General features: G+C 71.8%; 17 protein-coding genes. 7 read left to right on the top strand and 10 right to left on the bottom strand.

What is annotated here, in order from left to right; genetic code table 11:
* The first annotated feature begins 51 nt into the window (after positions 1-51).
* From qcrC to qcrB, 3 genes are read left to right on the top strand one after another with little or no spacing between them, the layout of a single operon-like run.
* A complete protein-coding gene (gene qcrC / locus ACQP00_RS44505; RefSeq protein WP_433209085.1) occupies positions 52-918 on the top strand; it encodes a cytochrome bc1 complex diheme cytochrome c subunit in 867 nt (288 codons plus the stop codon).
* Positions 915-2,015 (top strand): cytochrome bc1 complex Rieske iron-sulfur subunit, encoded by a 1,101-nt coding sequence (gene qcrA, locus ACQP00_RS44500; protein WP_433209082.1) that lies wholly within the window; start codon positions 915-917, stop codon positions 2,013-2,015. Before qcrC ends, qcrA begins: the two co-directional genes overlap by 4 nt.
* Complete coding sequence (gene qcrB / locus ACQP00_RS44495) at positions 2,012-3,649, top strand: cytochrome bc1 complex cytochrome b subunit (RefSeq protein ID WP_433209079.1); 1,638 nt, start codon at positions 2,012-2,014, stop codon at positions 3,647-3,649. The genes qcrA and qcrB overlap by 4 nt, the downstream gene beginning before the upstream one ends.
* 380 nt (positions 3,650-4,029) lie before the next feature.
* Here qcrB and ACQP00_RS44490 read toward each other — a convergent pair whose 3' ends face one another.
* Positions 4,030-4,848 carry an alpha/beta hydrolase family protein gene (locus tag ACQP00_RS44490; RefSeq protein WP_433209076.1) on the bottom strand — a complete coding sequence of 273 codons (819 nt, stop codon included), beginning with the start codon at positions 4,846-4,848 and terminating at the stop codon, positions 4,030-4,032.
* A 57-nt stretch (positions 4,849-4,905) separates the two neighbouring features.
* On the opposite strand from ACQP00_RS44490, the gene ACQP00_RS44485 reads away from it, so the two are divergent.
* A complete protein-coding gene (locus ACQP00_RS44485) occupies positions 4,906-6,768 on the top strand; it encodes a S9 family peptidase (RefSeq protein WP_433209073.1) in 1,863 nt (620 codons plus the stop codon).
* On the opposite strand, the gene ACQP00_RS44480 is transcribed toward ACQP00_RS44485, so the two are convergent.
* From ACQP00_RS44480 to ACQP00_RS44450, 7 genes are all read right to left on the bottom strand, one after another.
* Positions 6,769-7,785 carry an aspartate-semialdehyde dehydrogenase gene (locus ACQP00_RS44480; protein WP_433209070.1) on the bottom strand — a complete coding sequence of 339 codons (1,017 nt, stop codon included), beginning with the start codon at positions 7,783-7,785 and terminating at the stop codon, positions 6,769-6,771.
* 115 nt (positions 7,786-7,900) lie between these two features.
* Positions 7,901-8,188 carry an Lrp/AsnC family transcriptional regulator gene (locus ACQP00_RS44475; protein ID WP_433049741.1) on the bottom strand — a complete coding sequence of 96 codons (288 nt, stop codon included), beginning with the start codon at positions 8,186-8,188 and terminating at the stop codon, positions 7,901-7,903.
* Between the two features lie 37 nt (positions 8,189-8,225).
* On the bottom strand, positions 8,226-9,044 hold the full coding sequence (locus tag ACQP00_RS44470; RefSeq protein ID WP_433209067.1) for a nucleotidyltransferase family protein: 819 nt from the start codon (positions 9,042-9,044) through the stop codon (positions 8,226-8,228).
* Positions 9,045-9,320: 276 nt separating this feature from the next.
* Positions 9,321-9,839, bottom strand: coding sequence for an NUDIX hydrolase (locus ACQP00_RS44465; RefSeq protein WP_433209064.1), 519 nt, complete (start codon positions 9,837-9,839; stop codon positions 9,321-9,323).
* A 17-nt stretch (positions 9,840-9,856) separates the two neighbouring features.
* A complete protein-coding gene (locus ACQP00_RS44460; RefSeq protein WP_433224218.1) occupies positions 9,857-11,677 on the bottom strand; it encodes a RelA/SpoT family protein in 1,821 nt (606 codons plus the stop codon).
* Between the two features lie 1,933 nt (positions 11,678-13,610).
* A complete protein-coding gene (locus ACQP00_RS44455) occupies positions 13,611-15,344 on the bottom strand; it encodes a DEDD exonuclease domain-containing protein (protein ID WP_433209061.1) in 1,734 nt (577 codons plus the stop codon).
* A 35-nt stretch (positions 15,345-15,379) separates the two neighbouring features.
* Positions 15,380-16,327 carry a GAF domain-containing protein gene (locus ACQP00_RS44450; protein WP_433209058.1) on the bottom strand — a complete coding sequence of 316 codons (948 nt, stop codon included), beginning with the start codon at positions 16,325-16,327 and terminating at the stop codon, positions 15,380-15,382.
* 128 nt (positions 16,328-16,455) lie between these two features.
* Here ACQP00_RS44450 and ACQP00_RS44445 point away from each other — a divergent pair, with 128 nt between their 5' ends.
* The 3 genes from ACQP00_RS44445 (at position 16,456) to ACQP00_RS44435 (ending at position 19,720) form a co-directional block, all read left to right on the top strand.
* Positions 16,456-18,096 carry an NYN domain-containing protein gene (locus ACQP00_RS44445; RefSeq protein WP_433209056.1) on the top strand — a complete coding sequence of 547 codons (1,641 nt, stop codon included), beginning with the start codon at positions 16,456-16,458 and terminating at the stop codon, positions 18,094-18,096.
* A gap of 118 nt (positions 18,097-18,214) precedes the next feature.
* Positions 18,215-18,454, top strand: coding sequence for a hypothetical protein (locus ACQP00_RS44440; protein WP_433209053.1), 240 nt, complete (start codon positions 18,215-18,217; stop codon positions 18,452-18,454).
* A gap of 9 nt (positions 18,455-18,463) precedes the next feature.
* Positions 18,464-19,720, top strand: a complete 1,257-nt coding sequence (locus ACQP00_RS44435) for a M48 family metallopeptidase (RefSeq protein ID WP_433209050.1) — start codon at positions 18,464-18,466, stop codon at positions 19,718-19,720.
* A gap of 639 nt (positions 19,721-20,359) precedes the next feature.
* Here the strand turns inward: ACQP00_RS44435 and macS are convergent.
* Positions 20,360-22,363 carry a MacS family sensor histidine kinase gene (gene macS / locus ACQP00_RS44430; protein ID WP_433209047.1) on the bottom strand — a complete coding sequence of 668 codons (2,004 nt, stop codon included), beginning with the start codon at positions 22,361-22,363 and terminating at the stop codon, positions 20,360-20,362.
* Between the two features lie 8 nt (positions 22,364-22,371).
* Positions 22,372-22,953, bottom strand: coding sequence for a D-alanyl-D-alanine carboxypeptidase family protein (locus tag ACQP00_RS44425; RefSeq protein ID WP_433209044.1), 582 nt, complete (start codon positions 22,951-22,953; stop codon positions 22,372-22,374).
* Positions 22,954-23,364: the final 411 nt, after the last annotated feature.

Here is a 23,364-nt window from a genome sequence, read left to right as displayed (position 1 = left end):
CCACCGAACAACCACCGAGACGACATAGGTGATGACGACAAAGGTGAAGCCATGACTTCTGAGCAGAGCAAGCGGCCGCTTGCCCGGCTGGTGCCGGGTGGTAGGCGCGCGGCGCGGAGCAAGCTGCGCCGCCGCCTTGAGGCGGCCGTGCGCCTGATCGCCGCGCTCACGATTGTCGGCGGCCTTTACAGCGCATACGCCCCGGGCGTCGGCCGGGCCGAGGACGTGCCGGCCCTCTCGGACGCCGCCAAGCACGGCAAGGAGCTCTACGAGACCAGCTGCATCACCTGCCACGGCACCAACGGGCAGGGTGTGGACAACCGCGGCCCGAGCCTGATCGGCGTCGGCTCCGCGGCGGTCGAGTTCCAGGTCAACACCGGCCGCATGCCGCTGGCGCGCCAGGAGGCCCAGGCCGAGCGCAAGCAGCCGATGTACAGCGAGAAGGACGCGGCCGACATCGGCGCGTACATCCAGGAGCTGGGCGGCGGCCCGCAGCTGCCGACCGCGGAGAGCCTCGACGCGGACGTCAACAAGGCGAAGGCCGACCCCAAGACCCTCGCCCACGGCGGTGAGCTGTACCGCGTCAACTGCTCGTCCTGCCACGCGTTCAGCACCGGCGGCGGCGCGCTGTCCTCGGGCAAGTTCGCCCCGTCGCTGCAGCACTCCACCAACCGCGACATCTACGGCGCGATGCTGACCGGCCCGCAGAACATGCCCGTGTTCGGCAACAACCAGCTGAGCCCGGACGACAAGGCCGCGATCATCGCCTACGTGCAGAACCTGAACCAGAACCCCGCGAGCGACCCCGGTGGCTGGAACATCGGGCGCTACGGCCCGGTCCCGGAGGGGCTCGTCATCTTCCTCATCGGTATCGCGGCGCTCGTCTTCGCCACGCTGTGGATTGCAGGGAAGTCATGACCACCACGCACAGCGCTCCCACCGAGGAGCAGTTCGACGCGAGCGACCCGGAGCTCACCCGGTTCGACCTGGTCCGCGAGGGCGCCCGCCGCGACGGCGTCGAGATCGTGCACTACGCGCCGCGGTTCCCGGTGCCGGGCACGAAGGCCGAGAAGCGCATCGAGCGCGTGCTGGCCTTCATGTTCCTGCTCACCGGGCTGTTCGGGACCGCGTTCGTGGTCGCCTACATCTGGTGGCCCTGGCACTACGGCCACGGCGACTCGACGTACCAGGCCTGGTTCCCGTTCTACACGCCGGTCCTCGGCGCGACCCTCGGCCTGTGCCTGCTGACCCTGGGCCTGGGCATCATCACCTGGTCGAAGAAGCTCCTGCCCGAGGAGGTCTCGATCCAGGAGCGCCACGACGGGCACTCGGACAGCACCGAGCAGAAGCTCACCGCGGCCACGATCCTGAACATGGGCGACGAGCTGGGCCTCAAGCGGCGCAAGTTCGTCGGCCTGGCCTTCCTGGCCGGTGCCGCCCCGCTGGGCGCGGTCGCCGGCGCGGTCCTGGTCGGCTCGCTGATCAAGGCCCCCAAGCAGGGTGACGAGAACATCTTCTTCACCACCGGCTGGGACCCCAAGCACAACGACGGCAAGCCGGTCCGCCTCACCCACGAGGACGGCACCCCGATCCGCCCGGCCGACATCAGCGTCGGCGGCCAGATCACGGTCTTCCCGGGCATCCCCGAGGGTGCGACGAACAAGTACGCCGACTCGCCGACGCTCCTGATCCACCTGCGGGAGCAGGACGCGCTGGAGACGCTGAAGAACGCCAAGGAAGTCAACAAGGACTCCCAGTGGCAGAACTACGTGGCGTACTCCAAGATCTGCACCCACGCCGGCTGCCCCGCCAGCCTGTACGAGCAGCAGACGAACCGCCTGCTGTGCCCCTGCCACCAGTCGCAGTTCCAGATCACCGACAACGCGCGGCCGGTCTTCGGCCCCGCCAGCCGGGCGCTGCCGCAGCTGCCGATCACGGTGGACGATGAGGGATACTTCGTAGCGACGTCTGATTACCGGATCCCGATCGGACCGGCCTTCTGGGAGCGGCCATGAAACGGCGCAAGATCGACATGCGCGCCCTGCCGGGCAACACGGCGAGCGCGCTCGACGAGCGGTTCCAGGCGGCCACCCCGCTGCGCCGCCTGCTGAACAAGGTCTTCCCCGACCACTGGTCGTTCCTGCTGGGTGAGATCGCGCTCTACTCCTTCATCGTGCTGCTGCTCAGCGGCATCTTCCTGGCGCTGTTCTTCGACCCCTCGCTGGCCGAAACGGTCTACAACGGCAGCTACACGCCGCTGCGGGGCGTGGAGATGTCGCAGGCGTACAACACCGCCCTGCACCTCTCCTTCGACGTGCGCGGCGGCCTGTTCATGCGCCAGATGCACCACTGGGCCGCGCTGCTGTTCATGGCCGCGATCGTGGTGCACATGTTCCGGGTGTTCTTCACCGGTGCGTTCCGCAAGCCGCGCGAGGCCAACTGGATCGTCGGCGTGCTGCTGTTCTGGATGGGCTTCCTCGAGGGCTTCGGCGGCTACTCGCTGCCCGACGACGCGCTGTCCGGCACCGGCCTGCGCATCGCCTCGGCGATCATGCTCTCCATCCCGATCGTCGGCACCTGGGTGACCACCTCGCTGTTCGGCGGCGAGTTCCCCGGCACCGTGATCCTGGACCGGCTGTACATCGTCCACGTGCTGCTCGTCCCGGGTGCGCTGCTGGCACTCATCAGCGTCCACATGGGCCTGCTGGTGAAGCAGAAGCACACCCAGTGGCCCGGCCCCGGCCGGACCAACACCAACGTGGTCGGCGTGCGGATGTTCCCGGGCTTCGCGGCCAAGGCCGGCGGCTTCTTCATGATCGTGTTCGCCATGATCGCCGCCCTGGCCGGCCTCTTCCAGATCAACCCGATCTGGCTGTTCGGCCCCTACAAGGCCGCGGTCGTCTCGGCGGCGAGCCAGCCCGACTGGTACGTCATGTTCCTGGACGGCTCCACGCGTCTCTTCCCGGCCTGGGAGATCAGATTCGACCTGTTCGGCTGGGGTGACGGCTACACCATCCCACCGATCTTCTGGCCGACGGTCGTCCTACCGGGCATCCTGACGATGCTGCCGATCTTCTATCCGTTCATCGAGGCCAGGTTCACCAAGGACAAGGCCGTCCACAACCTGCTCGAGCGCCCGCGGGACAACCCGTTCCGCACGGCCCTCGGCTCGATGGCGATCGCGTTCTACGTCGTGCTGCTCATCTCCGGCGGCAACGACGTGCTGGCCGACAAGTTCCACATCAGCCTCAACGCCATGACCTGGGCGGGCCGCATCGGCATGCTGGTCGTGCCGCCGCTGGCGTACTACGTGGCGTACCGGATCGCGCTGGGCCTGCAGCAGCACGACCGCGAGGTCCTGTCCCACGGCGTGGAGACGGGCATCATCCGCCGCCTGCCGGACGGCCGCTTCATCGAGGTCCACCAGCCGCTGCCCTCGGCCAACGGCAACGGCCACGCGGACGGCGACGGGCACCACGGGCTGGAGTACGGCGGCTGGGTCGTGCCGAAGAAGATGAACCGCCTGGGCGCTCTGGCCCCGACGGTGAAGGGCTTCTTCTACCCGATCGAGAAGGCCGCCCCACCGGCGAAGCCGGCTCCGCGCCAGGTGGCGGACACCGAGCGCGAAGAGATCACTTCGGGGCACTGAGCTCCGCTTTTCGAAGGGCCCCCGGCGCTGGTCGCCGGGGGCCCTTCGCTTTCCCGCGGCGGGTGACACGGACCCGCTGCGATGTGTTCGGGCGCGGTGGTCAACTGCTGTTGCCCGCTTGGACTGGTTCGGTTTTGGAACGGTTCCGCGCGCGGCCGTGGCTTTCGCTCGGGTTCGTCGGCAGCCGAGCGGGTTCTTCGGCGGGTGTGTGGAAGAGCGAAGAGCTTTTCATCCTTAAGGGGGAGAAAAGCAATGATTTGATCCTGGCCGCATACGGTGCCTTGGCCACGACTGCCTGCCGTTGAGATCGCCGCCGGGGTTGCCTTCCCCACGTGGCGGGGCTGGCGACGTGCCTCATCCGGCGCGGGGCCGGCCGGGAGTCACAGTGCCGCAGACCAGTCGGCCAGGCGTGCGGCCAGGGGTTCGCCGTGCTTGGCCCAGCGGAAGTGGTCGATCGCCACCCCGTCCGGCGCGTACGTCTCACGGGTCACGGGTGCGCTCGACAGCTTGGCCAGGAGCCGGGTGACGGTTCCCGGCGGGGTGAACTGGTCGCCGGCCATGTCGACCGCCAGCACCGGTGTCGTCACGCGGGTCAGCGCGGCTTCCAGGTCGAGGCCGTTGAGGTGGGGGTAGCGGCCCGTGCGAGCTGTGTAGGCCCAGTCGCGGATCACGCCGCGGGACTGGCGGCCGCCGAAGCCCCAGCCCGGCCAGACCCGCAGGGCGGCGGAGGTGGCGGCCAAGGTCTGGGTTTGCAGCAGGACGGGCAGGCGGCGGGCGGGCGGGTAGTCGCGCCAGTACGGCAGGCCCACCGCCAGCAGGGCCAGGCCTGCCACGTCGGTTGTCGGGTCGGTGGCCAGGTGCAGGGCGCATGCCTGGCCGCCCAGGGAGTGGCCGATGAGGATGGTCCGGCGGCCGGCGCGGCGGGGCTTCAGGTGTTGCAGGACGGCGTCGATGTCGTCGGTGAGGTCGGCCAGGCCGTAGCGGGACGTGCGGCTCGGAACAGGGGTGCTCGAGCCTGTGCCGCGCAGGTCGGGCACGACTGTGGCTACGCCGGCCGCGCCCAGGTTCTCGGCGAACTTGCGGTAGTAGCGCGCCGGTACGCCCATGGCCGGCCACAGCACCGCCAGCGTTGGCGCGTCGTCGGGGGCCGGGTGGAAGTGCAGGGCGATCGTGTCGGACCCGCGGGCGACCGTTTCCATGTCAGTCAGGGTAGGGGCGGGGGTGCAACGGGGCCGAACGGAGCTAGGGTGCACAACGTGAAACCCACCGATCTGCCGCAAATGCGCATACCCGGGGCGCCTACCCTGAGCCCCGACGGTACCGTCGCCGTTGTCGCGGTCAGCCGCCCGGACCTGCCCACCGACTCGTACACCGCGCAGTTGTGGCGGGTGCCGACCGGCGACGACGGCGCTGCCTCGCAGCTCACCCACGGCTGGCACGACAGCGCGCCCCGCTTCTCGCCGGACGGGCGCTGGCTTGCCTTCCTGCGGCGCAAGGACAAGGGCGCGAAGCCGCAGCTGTGGCTGCTCCCGGTCAGTGGGGGAGAGGCCCGGCAGCTGACCGACGAGCCCCTCGGCGTCGGCGCGCCCGCGTGGGCGCCCGACTCGAAGAGCCTTGCCTTTTCCGCTCGTGTACCGCATGAGCCCCGCTACGGCACCGCGAAGTCCGGCGACGGCGAGCCCATCGGCCCCGACGGCGAGCCACCGCGCCGGATCACCACGTTGTTCAACCGGCTCGACGGGCTCGGGTTCTTCCAGGACCGGCCGGCTCAGCTGTTCACCCTCGCCGTCGCCGAAGGGGCCAAGCCCGAACAGCGCACCGACGACCCGTACGACAACGGGGATCCTCGCTGGTCGCCCGACGGGCAGTGGCTGACGTTCACCTCGTCCCGCCGCGACGACTGGTCGGCCGACGTGTGGGTCTGCCGCGCCGACGGCTCCGAGCCGCGGGCCCTCACGGACGGGACGCTGGTGGCCGCGCTGCCCCGGTTCACGCCGGACGGCTCCGCGGTCGTGTTCGCCGCCGCCGAGCTGGCCGATCCGGTGCTGCAGAACGACACGCTCTGGTCGGTACCGGTCGCCGGTGGACCCGCCCGCCCGCTGCTCGACCCCGAGCGGTACCACCTGGCCGCGCCCGGCGGGGACCTCGACGCGACCGGCGACGGCGTGCTGTTCATGAACGAGCATCGCGGGGCCGTGCAGCTGCTGCGGGTGCCGTACGACGGCGGGGAGCCCACCGTCCTCGTCGACGGCGACCGGCAGGTGGCGGGGTTCGACCGCGACGTCGTGGTGATCGCCGGGCCGGCCGACTGGGGCGAGCTGTACGCCGGCGAGCGGCGCCTGACCTCCTTCAGCGCCGGGCAGGTGCACCTGGAGCAGATCGAGATCACGACCGAGGCACCCGACGGGTACCCGGTCCACGGCTGGATCGTCCGGCCCGCCGGCGAGGGCCCGCACCCCGTGCTGCTGATGATTCACGGTGGGCCCTACACGCAGTACGGATGGCGGCTCTTCGACGAGGCCCAGGTCTATGCCGGCGGCGGGTACGCGGTCGTCTACGGCAACCCCCGCGGCTCATCGGGCTATGGCGGGGCGCACGGCGGGCCGATTCGCGGTAACGTCGGCGAGGTCACCGCGACCGACCTGCTGGCGCTGCTGGACGCGGCGCTCAAGGAGCCCGGGCTCGACGCCGGGCGGGTCGGGGTGCTCGGCGGGTCGCACGGCGGGTTCATGACCACCTGGCTCGCGGCGCACCACGGCGAGCGGTTCAAGGCGGCGGTGTCGGAGCGGGCGGTCAACGCGATCGACAGCTTCGCCGGGACGTCGGACATCGGCTGGTTCTTCGCCGACGCGCTGTACCAGCGCGACTTCGAACGGCAGAGCCCGCTGACGTACGCCGACCGGATCTCCCTGCCGATGCTGATCATCCACTCGGAGCAGGACTGGCGCTGCCCGGTCGAGCAGGCGTACCGGCTGTTCGTGGCCCTGAAACGCAACGGGGCCCCCGCCGAGCTGCTGCTCTTCCCCGGCGAGGGCCACGAGTTGTCGCGCACCGGCCGGCCGTCCCATCGCATCCAGCGCTTCGACGCCATCCTCGACTGGTTCGACCGGCACGTGTAACTACGCCAGCAGCAGTTCCGCCACCTGTACGGCGTTCAGGGCGGCACCCTTGCGCAGGTTGTCGTTGGAGATGAACAGCGCCAGCCCGTTGTCCACGGTCTCGTCGACGCGGATCCGGCCCACGAAGGACGGGTCCGCGCCGGCCGCCTGCAGCGGGGTCGGCACGTCGCTGAGCACCACGCCGGGCGCCGCCGCGAGCAGCTCGGTCGCGCGGGCCACGCTGATCGGGCGCGCGAAACGGGCGTTGATCTGCAGCGAGTGCCCGGTGTACACCGGAACCCGGACGCACGTGCCGGAAACCTTGAGCTCGGGGATCTCGAGGATCTTGCGGCTCTCGTTGCGGAGCTTCTGCTCCTCGTCGGTCTCGAACGAGCCGTCGTCGACGAGCCCGCCGGCGAGGGGGAGCACGTTGAAGGCGATCGGCGCGGCGAACTTCTTCGGCTCCGGGAACTCCACGGCCGCGCCGTCGAAGGCGAGCGCGGCGGCCCCGTCGGCGACCTTGCGCACCTGCTCGTCGAGCTCGGCCACGCCGGCCAGGCCCGCGCCCGACACGGCCTGGTAGGTGGCGGCGACCAGGGCGACCAGGCCGGCCTCGTCGTGCAGCGGGCGCAGCACCGGCATCGCGGCCATGGTGGTGCAGTTGGGGTTGGCGATGATGCCCTTGGGCCGGTTGGCGGCGGCGTGCGGGTTCACCTCGGCCACGACCAGCGGCACGTCGGGGTCCATGCGCCAGGCCGACGAGTTGTCGATCACGACGGCGCCGGCCGCGGCCACCTTCGGGGCGAGCTCCTTCGACGTGCCCTTGCCGGCCGAGAACAGCACGACGTCCAGCCCGGCGAAGTCCGCGGTCTCCGCGTCCTCGACCGTGACCTGCTTGTCCTGCCAGTCGATGGGCCGCCCCGCCGAGCGGGCGGAGGCGAACAGGCGCAACTCGTCTACCGGAAACCGCCGCTCGGCCAGGATGTGGCGCATGACGCTGCCGACCTGCCCGGTGGCCCCTACGATGCCGATCCTCATGGCGGCGAGGGTACCCGGTCAGAGACCCGGTTTCGATGCGATTTGCCGCACTCCCGACGCAGTGAGCAGGGCAAACGGGGCGTTCTTGCGGTGCCGCGAAGGCCCGGCCGCAAAACTAGTCGGCGTCGGGCAGCCCGATCGCAAAAGCCTCTTCCAAATCGTGCCGCGAATACGCGCGGAACGCGATGTGCGTGTCGGTCTCCACCACGCCCGGCACCTTGGAGATGCGGTTCGCGATGACCTCGGCGATCTCGTCGAAGCGCTGCACCCGCACCATGGCGATCAGGTCGACGTTGCCGGCCACGGAGTACACCTCGCTGACGCCGTCGAGGTTGGCGATGTTCTCGGCCACCTCCGGGATCGAGTCGGTGGCGCAGTCGATGAGGACGATCGCGGTGATCACCTGCGGAGCTCCTTCCGGCCTGTGGACACCCGCCATGCTAGTGGGCCGCGACGGTGAGATCCCGGCCGACCCGGATCGCGTCGGTGAGCGTCTCGCCGGCCGCGACCACGCCGCCCGGCCACACCACCCCGCGGTGCACCCGGCCCTCGACGCGCGCTCCGGCCCCGATGACGGCCCCGGCGAGTTCGCCGGTCACGATCGCGTCCTCGGCGACGAGTTCCTTCTCGTGTACCGCGTGCAGGTTCGCCGCCAGATAGTCCGCCGGGGTGCCGGTGTCCAGGTAGGTCCCCGGATATCCGACGATCTCCAGCCGCCCCTGCCGCTCGGCCGGGCGCCACACGAGCCGCACCAGGTCGGACGGCTCGGGCCGCAGCCCCTGCACCAGATCCCACGGCAGGAGGGAGAAGCCGGCGAACCGCGAAGCACCAAACTCAAAAGGCGGCCCTTGTACCGTCAGCAGCCGCGCCGTCCGCCCGTCCCACCCCTCGAGCAGGGCCGCGATGTCCTCGCCGGGCGCCAGGTTCTCGGCCGCCAGGTATGCGTCGGCGTTGCCGACCAGCACGCCGCGCCCGCCGATCCAGTCCCGCAGCAGCCCGACCCCGCCGGCGGTGCCGAGCGGATCGCCCGGCTCGACGGACAGGTGGGCCCGCTCGCCGACGTGCTCGACGACCATCTGCCCGAGGTAGCAGGCGTTCACGGCGACGTCGAGGCCGAAGTGCTCGACCCGTTGGAGCGCCCGGTCCAGCAGGGGAACATTGCCGATCGGGCACAGCGCCTTGGGCAGGTGCTCCGTGAGCGGCCGCAGCCGCCGGCCTTCGCCGGCCGCCAGCACGACCGCGCACAGGTCGGCGTTCATGCGGCGTCCTTCGGTTCTGCTGACCGGCTGCCGGGGCGACTGTGCGGTTGCCGGGGTTCATGCCGCGCCTTCGGCAGGTGCTCCGTGAGCGGCCGCAGCCGCCGGCCTTCGCCGGCTGCCAGGACGACCGCGCACACGTCGGCGTTCATGCGGCGGTCTTCGGTTCTGCTGACCGGCTGCCGGTGCGACTGTGCGGTGGTCGGGGTTCATGCCGCGCCTTCGCATCGTGGTTCGAGCGCGACAGGCCTGGTGTGTAGAGGTACAAACGCGGGCTCTTCATGCTTCTAGCACTTCTGGGTAGTCCTTGTAGGGCCCTATCCCGTAGTGGGCCAGCAGCCGGGACGTCGACACGGTCATGGGCGGCAGGTTGTCGAGGCGGTGCCAGGCCGCCTCCAGGATCTCGGCCTGGTCGACGACGAGGTCGGCGCCCGGTTCGAGGTCGGTCTCGAAGACCATGTCGACCCACTGGCCGCCGGTGTGGACGATCGCGTTGGGGGAGGCCGCGCGCATGTTCTCGGGTGCGACCTTGAGGCCGGTCTCCTCGGCGAGCTCGCGGCAGGCGGTGCCGACCGGCTTCTCGCCGCGGTCCATCAGGCCGGCCGGCAGCGACCAGCCGGCGCCCGGCGGCTGGCGGAGCAGCAGGAGTTGCGTGTGCGCGGGGTCGCGGACGATCACCACGGCCCCGATGGTGTACGTCGGCTGGAACGTGCGCACGATCCGCCGTTTCCAGCGGCCGGGGAGGCGGTAGAACGTGCGGTACGCCAGCGCGCGCACGCGCCCACGCAAGTCGGTCATCCGGTAAGGCTAGTGAGCTAGTGCGGGGTGTGGTCGACCAGGGCGATCAACTCGGCCACGACGTCGTCGGCGCTGCGGGCGTGGTCGGCCACGGCGACCAGCAGCGTCTCGAGGTCGGGGAAGCCGAGGCGGGGTGCCAGCCGTACCAGCGGAAGGTCACTGGCCAGGCCGCGGCCCTGCTGGCGCAGGGCGAGCCCGATCGCGAGCCGGCCCAGGCGGACCTTGTTGGCGACCGTGATCGCCGGGGCCTCGTGGGCCTCGAACCAGCGGCTGATGTGCAGGCGGGCGTGCGGGGTACGCACGAAGTCGAGCCACTCCGGCGACGGCCCGCGGGCCGGGGCGTCGGCGTCGAAGTCGAACTCGTCGCGCTGGCCGGCGCGGGTGATGATCTCCACCGAGTCGCCGTCGGCCAGGGGGGAGGAGACGGCGCTGAGGCGACCGTTGACCCTTGCGCCGATACATCGGTTGCCGACGTCCGCGCCGAGGATGTAGGCGAGGTCGACCGGGGTCGCGTCGGCCGGGAGCAGCACCGGGCGCCCGCCGCCCGCCGTGAGCACCAGGATCTGGTCCTCGGCGAGGTCGCAGCGCAGCGAGGCGATGAACTGCGACGGGTCGGACGCGGCCGCCTCCCAGTCCAGCAGCCGGCGCAGCCAGTCGAGCTGCTCGGCCTTGGTCGCGGGGCCGAACCGGGCGGCGGTGGTGGGATAGCGGAAGTTCGCGACGATGCCGTACTCGGCGGCCTGGTGCATCTCGACGGTGCGGATCAGGACCTCGACCGAGCGCCCCTCGGCCCCGAGCACCGTGGTGTGCAGCGACTTGTAGTTGTTGTTCTTCGGCGTCGCGATGAAATCCTTGAACCGGCCCGGTACCGGCCGCCACTTGCCGTGCACCGCGCCCAGCGCCGCGTAGCAGTCCGTGTCGGGCCCGTCGACCACGATCACGACCCGCGGCAGGTCGTGCGGCTCGGCGTGGTTGCCGTCGACGGTGTCCTTCCAGATCGAGTACAGGTGGCGGGGCCGTGGCGAGACCGTCGCGTCGAGGCCGAAGCGCTTCAGATCGGTGGTCAGGGCAGAGATGACCTTGTCGAGGTACCCGTCCCAGCCGACCCGCTGCCGCACGTAGTCGTCGACCACGGCGTACCCGCTGGGCGAGACGGCCCGCAGCACCCAGTCCTCGAGCTCTCGCTTCAGCGCCTGGATCCCGAGCCGCTCGCACAGCGGGATCAGCACCTCCCGCGTCGCCGTGGCGATCCGCACCCGGCTCTTCACCGACCGCGCGTCGATGGTGCGCATGTTGTGCAGCCGGTCGGCGAGCTTGATGACCAGCACCCGCACGTCCCGCCCGGCGGCGACGATCATCTTGCGGATCGTCTCGGCCTCGGCGTCGGCGCCGTAGAACATCTTGTCGAACTTGGTCACGCCGTCGACGAGCAGCGCCACCTCGCCGCCGAAGTCCCGCTCCAGCGCCCCGAGCGTGTAGTCGGTGTCCTCGACGGTGTCGTGCAACAGCGCCGCGACCAGCGTCGTCGTGTCCATCCCGAGGTCCGCGAGGATCTCGGTGACCTCCAGCGGGTGCGAGATGAACGCCTCGCCGCTCTTGCGCATCTGCCCGCGGTGCATCTGCTCGGCCGTCGCGTACGCGCGCCGCAGCAACGCCGCATCCGCCGCCGGATGAATCTGCCGGTGCGAGCGGATGATGCCGGCCATCGGATCGTCGCTGGACGACTGCCACGGGAGCATGGCCCGCAACCTGGAGCCGATGATCGCCGTGTACGTCGCTGTCGGGTCCCCTGGAACCGCGCCTCCCACCAGCGCCGAGTAGCTCGGCGGCGGCGGCACCTCGGGGGAGTCGTCGGCGGCGGGGGCGGTGAGCTTCTTCCTGGGCGCCGCGAACCGATCGTCCGGGAACATCTCGCGCCGCGGGGCCCGGGGGTGCGGCTTGGCGTGCTGATGGGTGTTGTGCGGCTTTCCGCCGTCGTCGCTCTGCTCGTCGCTGGTTCCCGGCTCACCGGTTTTGGGCGCGCCTTCGGTGCTGCCTTCGGGGCTTGTTGCGGTGCGGGCCCCGGCGTTTGTCGCGGTGCGGGTTTCGCCGCTCGTCGCGTGGCGGGCTTCGGCGCTCGTTGCGGTGCGGGCGTCTCCGCTGGTTGTGGTCGGGGCGTCAGTGGTGCGGGCGTCGGTGCGGGCGTCGGTGCGGGCGTCGGTGCGGGCGTCGGTGCGGGCGTCGGTGATGCGGGCGTCGGTGGTGCGGGTCTCGGCGTGCTGGTCGGTGTCGTCGCGGCGTTTTTCGATCGCGCGGTCGTTGGCCGGCCAGTTTCCGGGGCGCTCGTGCTCGTTGGTTCCGCGCTCGCCCCGGGATACGTGCTCGTTGCCCCCGCGGTCGCCGGGCGCGGCCCGGTCGTTCAGCGCCCGGTCATGCTGATGCCCGCGGTCGGACGGCGCATGATCGGGGCGACGCACCCGATCCGTGGCCATACGATCCGCGGGCACTCGGTCCGCGTGTCCTGACGCTGCGTGTTGCCTGCCGGCCCCATCACCACCGCGATCATTCGGCGATCGCTCGGTGGTGGCCCGTTCACCCTGCGTACGCCCGCTGCGCATTCGCTCTTCGCGGGTTCGCTCGGCGGTTGCCTGTTCACCCTGCGTGCGCTCTGGTCGCATTCGCTCGACCGCCGGCTGCTCGCCCCGCGCATGTCGGTCGTGGCCGTGCTGTTCGCGGTCGTCCTCGCTCTGCGCACTTCCGCCGCGGCCGTTGTGGTTGCGGTCGCGCGTTTCCTGCTCGCGTACGTCCGCTGCCTGCTCCGCCTGCGCGATCCCGTGGCCGTTCTGGTTGCGCGTTTCCTGCTCGCCGTGTGCATGGCCGCCGTGTGCATGCCCGCCGTGGCCGTGCTGTTCGCGGTCGTCCGCCGGCTGCTCGCTGTGCGCATGGCGGCCGCGGCTGTGGTGTTCGCGGTCGTCCGCCTGCTGCTCGTGCTGCGCGTTGCCGTTGCGGCTGGGCTGGGGGCGGTCGCCCGTGGCCTGCTCGTTTTGTGCGTTGCCGCTGCGGGCGCGGTCGTTTTGAGCGCGGTCGGGCTGGGCGCGGTCGGGCTGGGCGCGGTCCGGTTGAGCGCGGTCGGGCTGGGCGCGGTCCGGTTGAGCGCGGTCGGGCTGGGTGCGGTCGGTGGACGCGGGGTCGGTGGCTGGTGCGGCCGGGGCGGGGCGGCGGCGGTCGGGGGTTGTGATGGTCGCGGTGGGCAGGCCCTTCGGGCCGAGGAACATCTCCGCGGGCCGGGCGCCGTTGCTGTTGCCGGGCGGTGGGGTGAGGAAGCCGCCGGAGCTCAGGTTTTCGACCCGGATCGTCCGGGGGGCGCCGGTGGGGGCGGGGCGCTGGGGCTGCGACACGCCGGGCTCGTCGAGTGCGGCGACCGTCTCGTCGACCAGTTGGTGCGCGTCTTGGCTGGTCGCGGGGCCGGTCAGTGAGCCGGGCGGTGCGGCGCGGAAATTCGGAAACTCCGGGGGGTTGCCGTCCGACGCCGCTGGGTCCACCATGTACTCGCTGTGCGTCGCATTCGGCATACCCGAAATGTTTGAAGCCCCCGAGTCGTGGGACTCACCACCAGGGATCGGTGACGGGGAGGAGCCCGCACCAAAAGACGCGCCGGACTGCATACCGGGCTCCATAGCGGCACCTCCTCACCGACGGGCCGGATGCTGGCCTGGGTTTGGGTAGGTTCCAGCCTAGTTTCCCTCGGGGCATCCGATCGGTCATTTGAGTATGTGCGTTCGTCCGATGTACCTACCCGTCCAAGTCGGTTCGAACCGAGGCGGCCGCCTCGGCGCGGGCGAGGAAGGCTCGCCACCGCGCGGCTCCGTTCACCGGCGATGACCAGCCAATATCGGTCTTGACCAGCCGAGTTTCCGGCCGCTCGAGCCACGCCAGGATGCGCTCGGTCTCCTCCGGCGTCGCCCGTGGCGTCGGTCCCGGGCCCGGCAGGACCGTTTCCGCTGTGGCCAAGACCACATCCAGCGTCGGCTGTGGATGCACCCTCGGGGGTGACACCCCGGCGGCGGCGAGTCGCCCGTGTCGCACCACCGCGATCTCCCAACCGCCGCTCGCGCCGGGCCTGGCCGCCACGACCTCGGGCAATCCGCTCAGGCCGGCCAGTCGCTGCTGCCGGATCGCGGTGCGCAGGAACGCGACGAGCCGGCCGCGGATGGTCGCCGCATCCTCGTACCGCTCGACCTCGGCCAGCGCCTCGATCCGCTCCATCAGCCCCCGCACCACGGGCCCCGGGTCGCCGACGGTCGCCGCCCGGAACGGTGCCGCGGCCGCCGCCTCGTAGTCCGCGGCCGAGATCCGGTGCTCGCACGGGGCCGGGCAGCGCCCGAGCTCGGCGAGCGCGCAGGCCGGCGTCTGCGTGCGCAGCGACAGCTTGTGGGTGCACTGCCGCAGCGGCAGCGCGTCGTAGAGCCCGGCCGCCGCCAGCTCGGCGAACCGGCGCGAACCGAACGGCCCGAGATAGGCCGCGCCGTCGCCCTGGTGCTCGCGCACGACGGACAGCCGCGGATAGGCCTCGCTGGTCAGCTTCAGCCAGACCACCCGCTCCGGAAACTTCGAGCGCCGGTTGTACGGCGGTTTGTGCGCCGCGATCAACCGCAGCTCCCGCACCTCGGCCTCCAGCGAGTGCGCGCACGGGATCGCCTCCACGCGCTCGGCCGCGGTGATCATCTCGCTGATCCGGGCCCGCTTCTCCGCCGCCGTGAAGTAGCTGCGCACCCGGGTGGCGATGGACGAGCTCGTCCCGATGTAGAGCGGGCGGTCCTTGTGCCCGCGGAACACGTAGACCCCCGGCCCGTCCGGCAGCCCCTCGGCCAGGTGTTTCTTGCGCCGCTGGGCCGGGCTGACGGCCTTGACGAACTCGATCACGTCGCCGACGGTGTGCACCTTGAGGCTGCCGAGCCGCGCGAACAGCCCGTGCAGCACGTCGACCGTGGCCCGGGCGTCCTCCAGCGCCCGGTGCACCGGCTGCACGGCCGAGCGGAAGTGCCGCGCCAGGGTCGACAGCTTGTGGTTGGGCACCTCGTCGGCGATCATCGCGCGCCGGGCGATGGCGGCGGTGTCGAGGACGATCGGCTTCGGCCACGGATATCCGTGCTTGGCGCACGCCGCTTTCAGAAACCCCGTGTCGTACGGCGCGTTGTGCGCGACCCACACCGCACCCTGCGCGAACTCCAGGAAACTCGGCAGCACCGTGTCCAGCTTCGGCGCCTCCAGCAGCATCATCTCGGTGATGCCGGTCAGCACCGTGATGAACGCCGGCACCCGCTCCTCGGGGTTCACCAGCGTGCCGAACTCGCCCAGGATCTCGCCGCCGCGGACCTTCACCGCGCCGATCTCGGTGATGCCGCCGCCGTCCGGTGCGCCGCCGGTGGTCTCCAGGTCGACCACGACGAACGTGGTGGAGAACAGGGTGGCGGCGCGGGGATCGTCGAACAGGTCGTCGAGCGTTTCCTGGTGGTAGTGGGGCACGGGCGCACACTACGACCAGGGTGTGACAAAAAATCTCAGTGAGGAGGAAACCGCAGCTGAAGCCGTACGTCCGGCGAGCCGATCAACGCCGATGTGTCGGTGACCGTGGCCCCGTGGGCGCGCAGGATGTCGGCCACGGCGTGCGGTACCGGTTCGTCGGCCTCCCGCTGCCCGGCCAGATCCACCTGCCACTCGGGCCGGATGCTGCCCCCGGCGTGCCCGATCTCGATCGTCGGCGCCGGTGAGCCCAGCACCCGCACCGCGACCCGTCCGCCGGCCGGGGCCAGTTTGAGGGCGCTGAACATGACGTAGTCGAGGGCTCGCGAGAGTTTGGCGGGATCAGCGTGTACCGATGCCGCGTCTGTAAGACCAAGCGTGATCGCGATGTTGCGCGCGTCGGCGATCCCGCGCAGCTCCCGGATGCGCGCCTCGGTCAGATAGGCCAGATCGACGGACCGCGGCTCCGTCTTCGGGCGCAACTCGTCGGTGACCACGAGCCGGCGCAGTTCCAGCAGCTCAGTGACCTGTTTGGCCAGGGCGCGCAGGGCCTTCATCTGGTCCAGGTTCAGCCGGTGCGGATTGTGATCGACCACGCACAGCGTGCCCAGGGCGGCGCCCTCGGCCGTGAGCAGCGGCGCGCCCGCGTAGAAGCGGATCCCGTCGTCCTGGGTCACGAACGGGTTGTCCGCGAACCGCGCGTCGGCGGTGGCGTCGGGCACCACCATCAGGTCGCGGCCCATGATCGCGTGCGCGCAGAACGCGACCTCGCGCGGCGTCTCGTCCATCTCCAGGTCGCCGACCTTGGCCTTGAACCATTGCCGCTCGGTGTCCACGAGCGTGACCAGCGAGATCGGGGCGCCGCAGACCTCGCTCGCGATCCGGACTATGTCGTCGAAATCGGTCTCCGGCGGCGTGTCCAGGACAGCCATCGCGTGCAGCGTCGAGACGCGGTCCGCCTCGTTGCTGGGTACCGGTGCCGCCATCGCCGCCTCCCGTGCCGTACACCTAATTGGGTGAAATAAGGATATGTCAGCTTTTAGCCGTTCGAGGTAAGGCGGCGGTCCTGGACACCATCCGGGGCGAATGTGGTCGAGAATGCGACACTGGAGTGATGTCTGCGCGCGACGCTCCGGACGGCCTCGATCCCGAGGTCGCGCTGGACGCTGCGCAGCTGGGCGACGCTGCGGCGGCTGGTGGTGGGTTCTCCGGGTCCCCGGCTTCTTCTCCGGCTCCCGCTTCGGACGCTGCTGGCTCCTCTCCTGCCTCGGACGCTGCCGGCTCTTCTCCTGCTTCGGACGCTGACGCTGCTGGCTCCTTGCCGGACGCGGACGGTGCTTCGCTGGACGCGGACGGTGCTTCGCCGGACGCGGACGGTGCTTCGCCGGACGCGGACGGCGGTGCGGGTTCGGTCGGCGATGTCGACGTGGTTCTGGGCGGCGATGGTGGCGATGAGCTGGAGCCGGTGCTGCCTGAGGCCGTTCGCCAGCGGGTGATCTCGCTCGCGGCCGGGGCCATGACCGGGTTGCCGCTGGACGAGCTGCCCATGCCGCTGCGGCGGGTGGCCAAGTTCGCGCCCAACCGCCGGGCCCGCCTGGGCGGACCCGTGATCGCCATGCAGCTGTCGGGCGACCCGCTTCTGCGCCAACGAATCGCCACCCGGGTCGTCAACGACGCCGGTGACCTGGGCGCGGCCGTGATCGAGGGGCTCGTGCCGGCGGCGGCCGACCCGGTCGAGGTGGCGGCGCTGGCGTACCTGGCCCGCCCCGACGGCTGGCGCACGCTGGTCGCAGATGCCACGGAGACGGTACGCGCCGAGGCTGAAGGGGCCATCGCCGCCGAGCGGGTCCGCGACGTCGAGCAGCGCCTCGCACGGGCCGAGCACGACCGCGCCGTCGCCCGGGTCGAGGCCGACAAGCTGCGCGACGAGCTCGCCCGGCTCCGCGACGAGACCTCGGGCCTGCGCGAGGAGGCGCGCTCGCTGGGCAAGGCGCTGCGCGAGTCGCACGCCAAGGAGCGTAAGGCCACCGACATGCTCGCGGCCGAGAAGGGCCGGGCCGCCAAGATCAACGCGGACCACGACGCCGAGCTGCGCCGCCTGCGGGCCCGGCTGGCCGAGGCCGAGACCGCCGCGGGCGCCCAGCGGCAGAGCGCCAAGGACGCGCGCGCGGTGGACGACGCCCGGCTGTGGCTGCTACTGGAGACCATCGGCCAGGCGGCCGTCGGCCTGCGTCGCGAGCTGGCCCTCGACCCGACCGACAAGCTGCCCGCCGACTTCGTGGCCGACGCCGCCGCCGATCGCCCGGAGGGGGTCACCGCGGCCGTCCGCGCCCTGGACGCCGACGACCCGGCGCGCCTCGACCAGCTGCTCAGCCTGCCCAAGGCGCACATGATCGTCGACGGGTACAACGTGACCAAGAAGGGGTACGCCGAAATCTCCCTCGAACAGCAGCGCAACCGCCTCATCGCCGGGGTCGGCGGGCTCGCGGCCCAGACCCGTGCCGAGGTCACCGTGGTCTTCGACGGGGCCGAGCGGGTGCACGGGCTGCCACCGGCGCCGCGGGGCGTGCGGGTGCTGTTCTCGCGCAAGGGGGAGACGGCGGACGAGCTGATCCGGCGCCTGGTGCGGGCCGAACCCGCCGGGCGGCCGATCGTGGTGATCTCCTCCGACAAGGAGGTCATCGACGGGGTCCGCCGCCACGGGGCCTACCCGTTGTCGTCGGACACCCTGCTGCGCCGCCTATCCCGGTCCTGACCTGGGCGTTTGCATTTTTTGTCGTACCCCCTCGCTACCGTTCGTGCTATCGGGTTCACCGATACGCCAAACCCGGGTCCTATCCCGGTCACGGCGGAACGTCGGTATTGGAGGAGCGATGCTCGTCGACTGCGAAAGCTGCACGGTCCGCGGCGACGCCTGCACGAGTTGCGTGGTCACCCTGCTGCTCGACACCCCGCCGGCCTTTCACCAGCTCGGCGCCGAGGAGGTGGCGGCCATCGAGGTATTCGAACTCGCCAGGTTCGAGGTCACCGTGCTGGAGCCCACCCACTTCGAGAACACCATCCCCCTGGCCCCCGTCCCCTCACCCCGGCGCCGCCGCGGGCGCGCCGCATAGGCTGACGCGATGACGCCTCGCCTGTGGGCCACGATCACGCTCGTCGTGCTGGTCGTCGCGGCGGCCGCCGTCGCGCTGCTGCGGGTGCCGTGGTCGGCGCCGCCCGCACCGCGCGCCGACCAGCTCGCCGCGCTCGACACGCTGCCCCGTGACGCGGTCGCCCAAGGACGGGCGTTCCATTCGGCCTTGCGGCCCGGGATGTACCTGTCGATCGTCTTGGGCCTGGTGGTCGCCCTCCTGCTGGGCCTGACCCCGGCCGGCTCCTGGCTCGTGGAACAGGCCGGCCGCCCGTTCGGCGGCCACTGGCTGGCCCGCGCCCTGCTGGGCGGCCTGGTCGTGACCCTGGTCGGCGAGGTCGTGGCGCTGCCCCTGGCGGCCTGGCGCCAGTCCATCCTGCGCCGCTACGGACTGTCCACCCAGGACTGGGGCGCCTGGACCGTCGACCTGCTGAAGGGCTACGCCGTCGGCGCCGTCATCGGCGCGATCGTCCTCGTCGGCTTCTACACCGTCACCCACTTCGCCCCGCGCTGGTGGTGGGCCTGGGCCGCGGCCGGCGCGGCGGTGCTCACCGTCCTGCTCACGTTCGTCTTCCCGGTCCTCGTCGAGCCCATCTTCAACAAGTTCACCCCGATGCCCGAGGGCGAACTGCGCACGAGCCTCATGGCGATGGCCAACCGCGACGGCGTACCGGTCCGCGACGTGCTGGTCGCCGACGCCTCCCGCCGCACGCGGGCCGTGAACGCGTACGTGTCCGGCTTCGGCCCCACCCGCCGCATCGTCGTCTACGACACGCTGCTCGAGAAGGCCCCGCCGGCCGAGGTCGAGTCGGTCGTCGCCCACGAACTCGGCCACGCCAAGGACAACGACGTCCTGACCGGCACCCTGCTGGGCGCTCTGGGCGCGGCCGCCGCGGTGTGCGCCCTGTACCTGATCGGCTCGTGGACCGCCCTGCTCCGCCTGGCCCGCGTCGACTCGATAGCGGAGCCGCGCGCTTTGGCCCTGCTGCTGGCCCTGGCCACGGTCGGCAGCCTGATCGCCGGGCCACTGCAGGCGCTGGTCTCCCGGCGCGTCGAGGCCCGGGCTGACCAGCACGCGCTGGCCCTGACCCGGAACCCTTCGGAATTCGAGGCCATGCAGGGCCGCCTGTCCCTGGTCAACCTCGGCGATCCCGACCCGAACCCGCTGGAACAGTTCTTGTTCGGATCCCATCCGACGGCGGTCGAACGGATGGCGGCGTCGCGCGCCTGGGCCAGAGCGCACCCCTAACGGGCGCACTGCTGGCGTGGACCGCCGCGCCGCTGCGTCGGGGCCGCGCCGTGCCGGGATGGCGTGCCGCTGCGTTGGGCCGCGCCGGGTCGGGCCGGGCCGCGTCGGGTCGGGCTGGGCCGCGCCGGGTCGGGCTGGGCTGGGCCGCGGGGTGGGCTGGACCGCGGGGTGGGCCGGGCCGCGGGGTGGGCTGGGCCGCGTCGGGGTGGGCTGGTCCGGGTTGGGCCGGGCCGGATTGGGCCGTGTCGCGTGGGTTGGGCCGCGTCTATCGCGTCGGCCCGGGTCGGTCGGGCCGGGCCGGGCTGCGCCGCGCTGAGCCGACGCCGCCGAACCGCGCGTTCGCGACGCGTCGGGTTGCCTGATGCCGCCGTTGCGCACGTTCGGTCGGCGCACTTTCCCGCCGTGCCCAGGCTTACCGCGTCGGAGCGCGGTCAGGGTCGTCGTGGTCGGCCAGTTGTGCGGACGACTCGAGCACCGTGACCCGAACCGTGAACGACGGGCCGCCTCCCGCAGGCACACAACACGCTCGGCCTGCGGATGGGCGGCGGCGAACAACGAGCGGGACTCGTTCTTCAGCGGCGGCCAGCCGACACGTCGAAGGCAAGCTGCGACCTGCCCCGGCAGCATGCCCAAGGACCGTCAGGTCGCCAAGCCTCGGCGGCGGGGGACGTGGAATTCGACCTCGGTGCCGCGGCCCGGCTGACTGGAGATCTCCGTCGTTCCGCCCAGGTCCGCCACGCGGCCGCGGATGGACTGGGCTACGCCCAGCCGACCTGCGTCCTCGGCCTCTGCCAGCCGTTCCGGGGCGAAACCCACCCCGTCGTCGCGAACCGTCACGCGTACCGCGTCGCCCTCGTCCTCGAGCAGCACCCACGCGCGGGCGGTTGGGCCGGCGTGGCGGGAGACGTTGTCGAGCGCGGCCTGTACCGCGGCGGCGAGTTCCTGGGACGTCTGGGCCGGCAACAGCGCGGGGTCGGCGGGAGCCGCGATCTCCACCGTCGGCGAGGACAGCGCTGTCAGGAGCGCGCGCAGATCGAGGTAGAAGGCCGGGGCCGCCGCGGGGTTGCCGGACAGGAGGTTGCGCAGCGCTTGTTCCTGCTCGCCGGCGAGGGTGGCCAGTTGCGGGCCGGGGCCGCCCAAGTCGTTGCCGTGGCGTTGCATCAGGGCGAGGACCTGCAGGACGCCGTCGTGGATCGGGCGGGCCAGGCGGTTGCGCTCCGCTTCGGCGGCCTCGCGGCGGATCTGTTCGGCGCGCAGGCGGTCGGCGCGACGGGTCGCCCACTGCTGAGCGTAACCCAGGCCCCCGACGCCGGCCGCGGCCACGAGGAGCAGGACGGCCGAGGTGGTCAGGTGGAAGACCGGGTTGAAGTACGAGGACTCCGGCAGGCCGTCGCGCAGGTACGTGGCCTCGACCGCCTGGCGGCCGCCCATCGCCAGGATCAGGGCGAGCGGGCCGAGGGCGGCGGGGATGGCGCCGGACGGGGCGAGGGTCGGCGCGACCGTGCCCGCGATCGCCGTCGCCGCAGCCGTGACCAGGACCGCGATCAGGATGCCGGGAACGATGACGCGCTGCTCGGCCAGGCGCTCGGGGTGGCCGGTCGTCCCCGCGTACGCGATGAACAGGGCCGCCGCCGCCCCCACCGTCACCGCGACGGTCAGTGGCACGCGGAGCCGCGACCAGGCGAGGCCGGCGCCGAGGGCCAGTCCGGCCAGCACACTGAAGAAGGGCAGCCGGGTGTACTGCAAAATGCCCATCGCCAGAATCAACGGTGCACTCATCGCGACCAGAACCGTCGCGGCCGTGAGGGCACCGCCGAGGGTCCACGGGCCGGCCATCGCGGCGAGCCCGGCGACGACGATGAGCGTGATGGTGCCGATCACCGCCCCGATGACGTACCCGTGCCGGTACAGCGCCCCCCGCGTGACCCCCAGCACCAGCGCGAGGCGGTCCGGCGTGAGCAGTCCGAGCGGCAGCGAGAGGGCCAGGGCGAGGCCGCCGGCGAGGACGAGCCGCAGCCGCGCCCAGCCCTGATGCTCCGAGCCGCCCGGCCGCGCGGCGGGATCGCGCCCGCGCAGGAGCCACGCCGCCGCCGCGGTGCCGGCGAGCGCGGGCAGCGCGAGCAGCACGAGGGGCCGCGGCCAGGTGGTCTGCCCGTAGTACTGCGGCTGCGCCCACGAGTTGGCGATGCCCATGCCCAGCAGCGTGGAGCCGACGCTGAGCCCCGCGACCAGGGTGCCCCGCCCGGTCTCGCCGCGCCGGAACATCGCCTGGGCGGCCGCGAGCAACGCGATGAGCGCGAGCGGCTGACTGCACCGGGTCAGCACCCCGAACGACAACGGCAGCTCCATGCTCAGGTGCAGCGGCAGCAGCATGGGTACCGTTAGCAGTCCCGCCCCCGCCAGCAACAACGGCCACCAGCGCAGCAGCAACAGCCCAGCCGTGACCGCCACGATCGGCGCCAGCGCGTCCACCGTCCCCAACGCGTCGCGCGGGTTCACCGTGAGCGTGATCAGCACGGCCGTGCGGCTGGGCCCGCCGTCGAGCGTGCGCAGCGAGGAGGCGGCCACGAGCAGCAGCGCCCCGCTGAGCGCACCGCCAAGGGCCGCGCTCTGACGAATGGGTGAAGCGGCGGGCGCTGACATCGCAACGATCATGACCGATCCGCGGCAACCATGCACGCCCCCGGCTCGCTCAAGCCCGGATGCGGCAATCGCACAGGACAACCATCCCGTCGGTACTCGAAGTGCCACCACTCGTTGTCATACGTCCTGTAGAGCCGATGCCGGCCACCGTGGCGCTCCAGCCACAAGGCCCCCTCGCTCGGCCGGATGTCCAGCGCCGTCCCCGCAACGTGCCGCGAAGCGTGCGGAGGCAACACTCGCCGCCAAGCCGCGCCGACCGACCCGTCCCGCTCGACCGCCGCGGCGAAGAGCCGAGCCTGCTCCTCCGGATCGCGATAGCCGGACGTCAGCCCGATCAGCTCCCCGTACCGCCACAACGCCTCCGCCCGAGCCGCCTCGAACGCCGCGCGCGTGGGCCCCGTCAACCCACGCAGATCCTCGGCCGGAAACCGCGCCGCGAGCGCCCACTGACAGGCAACATGCCGAGCCGACCCGCTCCGCCGCGACGCCACCACCCACGCCACGGGCACGAGCACCACCGCCAGCGCCCGAGTAACCCGCCGATACACGACGTCCCGCCGCCGCATGGAAGTCGCATCCCCGCGCTGCACGACCGCAGAGTCCCCGCGTTGCACAACGTCGGTATCTCCGCGCTGCACGACCGCAGAGTCCCCGCGTTGCACAACCTCGATATTCCCGAGCTGCAGGACCGCGGAGTCCCCGCGATGCACAACTGCGGAGCCCTCGCGATGCACGGCTTCGGCGTTCCCGGGCCGGACGGTGCTGGCATTCCCGTGCCGCGCGGTCGCGACTGTCCCACGTCGTGCGGTCGTGGCGTCCCGCTGCCAGGCGGTCGTGGTGTCTCCGCGCTGCGCCGTCGTGGTGTCTCCGCGCTGGCCCGTCGTGGTGTCTCCGCGCTGCGCCGTCGTGGTGTCTCCGCGCTGGCCCGTCGCGGTGTCTCCGCGCTGCGCCGTCGTGGCGTCTCTGGGCCGGGTGGTCGTGGCGTCTCCGTGCCGCGCGGT

The sequence above is a fragment of the Dactylosporangium sp. CS-047395 genome (genome assembly GCF_050942185.1).
Classification (GTDB): Bacteria; Actinomycetota; Actinomycetes; order Mycobacteriales; family Micromonosporaceae; genus Dactylosporangium.
The sequence above is the reverse complement of the archived record's forward strand: the minus strand, read 5'-3'. Positions and strand labels throughout refer to the sequence as shown.

Coding starts and splice junctions, on each gene's coding strand:
- qcrC (WP_433209085.1), top strand. CDS start 52: ATGACTTCTGAGCAGAGCAAGCGGCCGCTTGCCCGGCTGGTGCCGGGT.
- qcrA (WP_433209082.1), top strand. CDS start 915: ATGACCACCACGCACAGCGCTCCCACCGAGGAGCAGTTCGACGCGAGC.
- qcrB (WP_433209079.1), top strand. CDS start 2,012: ATGAAACGGCGCAAGATCGACATGCGCGCCCTGCCGGGCAACACGGCG.
- ACQP00_RS44490 (WP_433209076.1), bottom strand. CDS start 4,848: ATGGAAACGGTCGCCCGCGGGTCCGACACGATCGCCCTGCACTTCCAC.
- ACQP00_RS44480 (WP_433209070.1), bottom strand. CDS start 7,785: ATGAGGATCGGCATCGTAGGGGCCACCGGGCAGGTCGGCAGCGTCATG.
- ACQP00_RS44470 (WP_433209067.1), bottom strand. CDS start 9,044: ATGAACGCCGACCTGTGCGCGGTCGTGCTGGCGGCCGGCGAAGGCCGG.
- ACQP00_RS44465 (WP_433209064.1), bottom strand. CDS start 9,839: ATGACCGACTTGCGTGGGCGCGTGCGCGCGCTGGCGTACCGCACGTTC.
- ACQP00_RS44450 (WP_433209058.1), bottom strand. CDS start 16,327: ATGGCGGCACCGGTACCCAGCAACGAGGCGGACCGCGTCTCGACGCTG.
- ACQP00_RS44445 (WP_433209056.1), top strand. CDS start 16,456: ATGTCTGCGCGCGACGCTCCGGACGGCCTCGATCCCGAGGTCGCGCTG.
- ACQP00_RS44440 (WP_433209053.1), top strand. CDS start 18,215: ATGCTCGTCGACTGCGAAAGCTGCACGGTCCGCGGCGACGCCTGCACG.
- ACQP00_RS44435 (WP_433209050.1), top strand. CDS start 18,464: ATGACGCCTCGCCTGTGGGCCACGATCACGCTCGTCGTGCTGGTCGTC.
- macS (WP_433209047.1), bottom strand. CDS start 22,363: ATGTCAGCGCCCGCCGCTTCACCCATTCGTCAGAGCGCGGCCCTTGGC.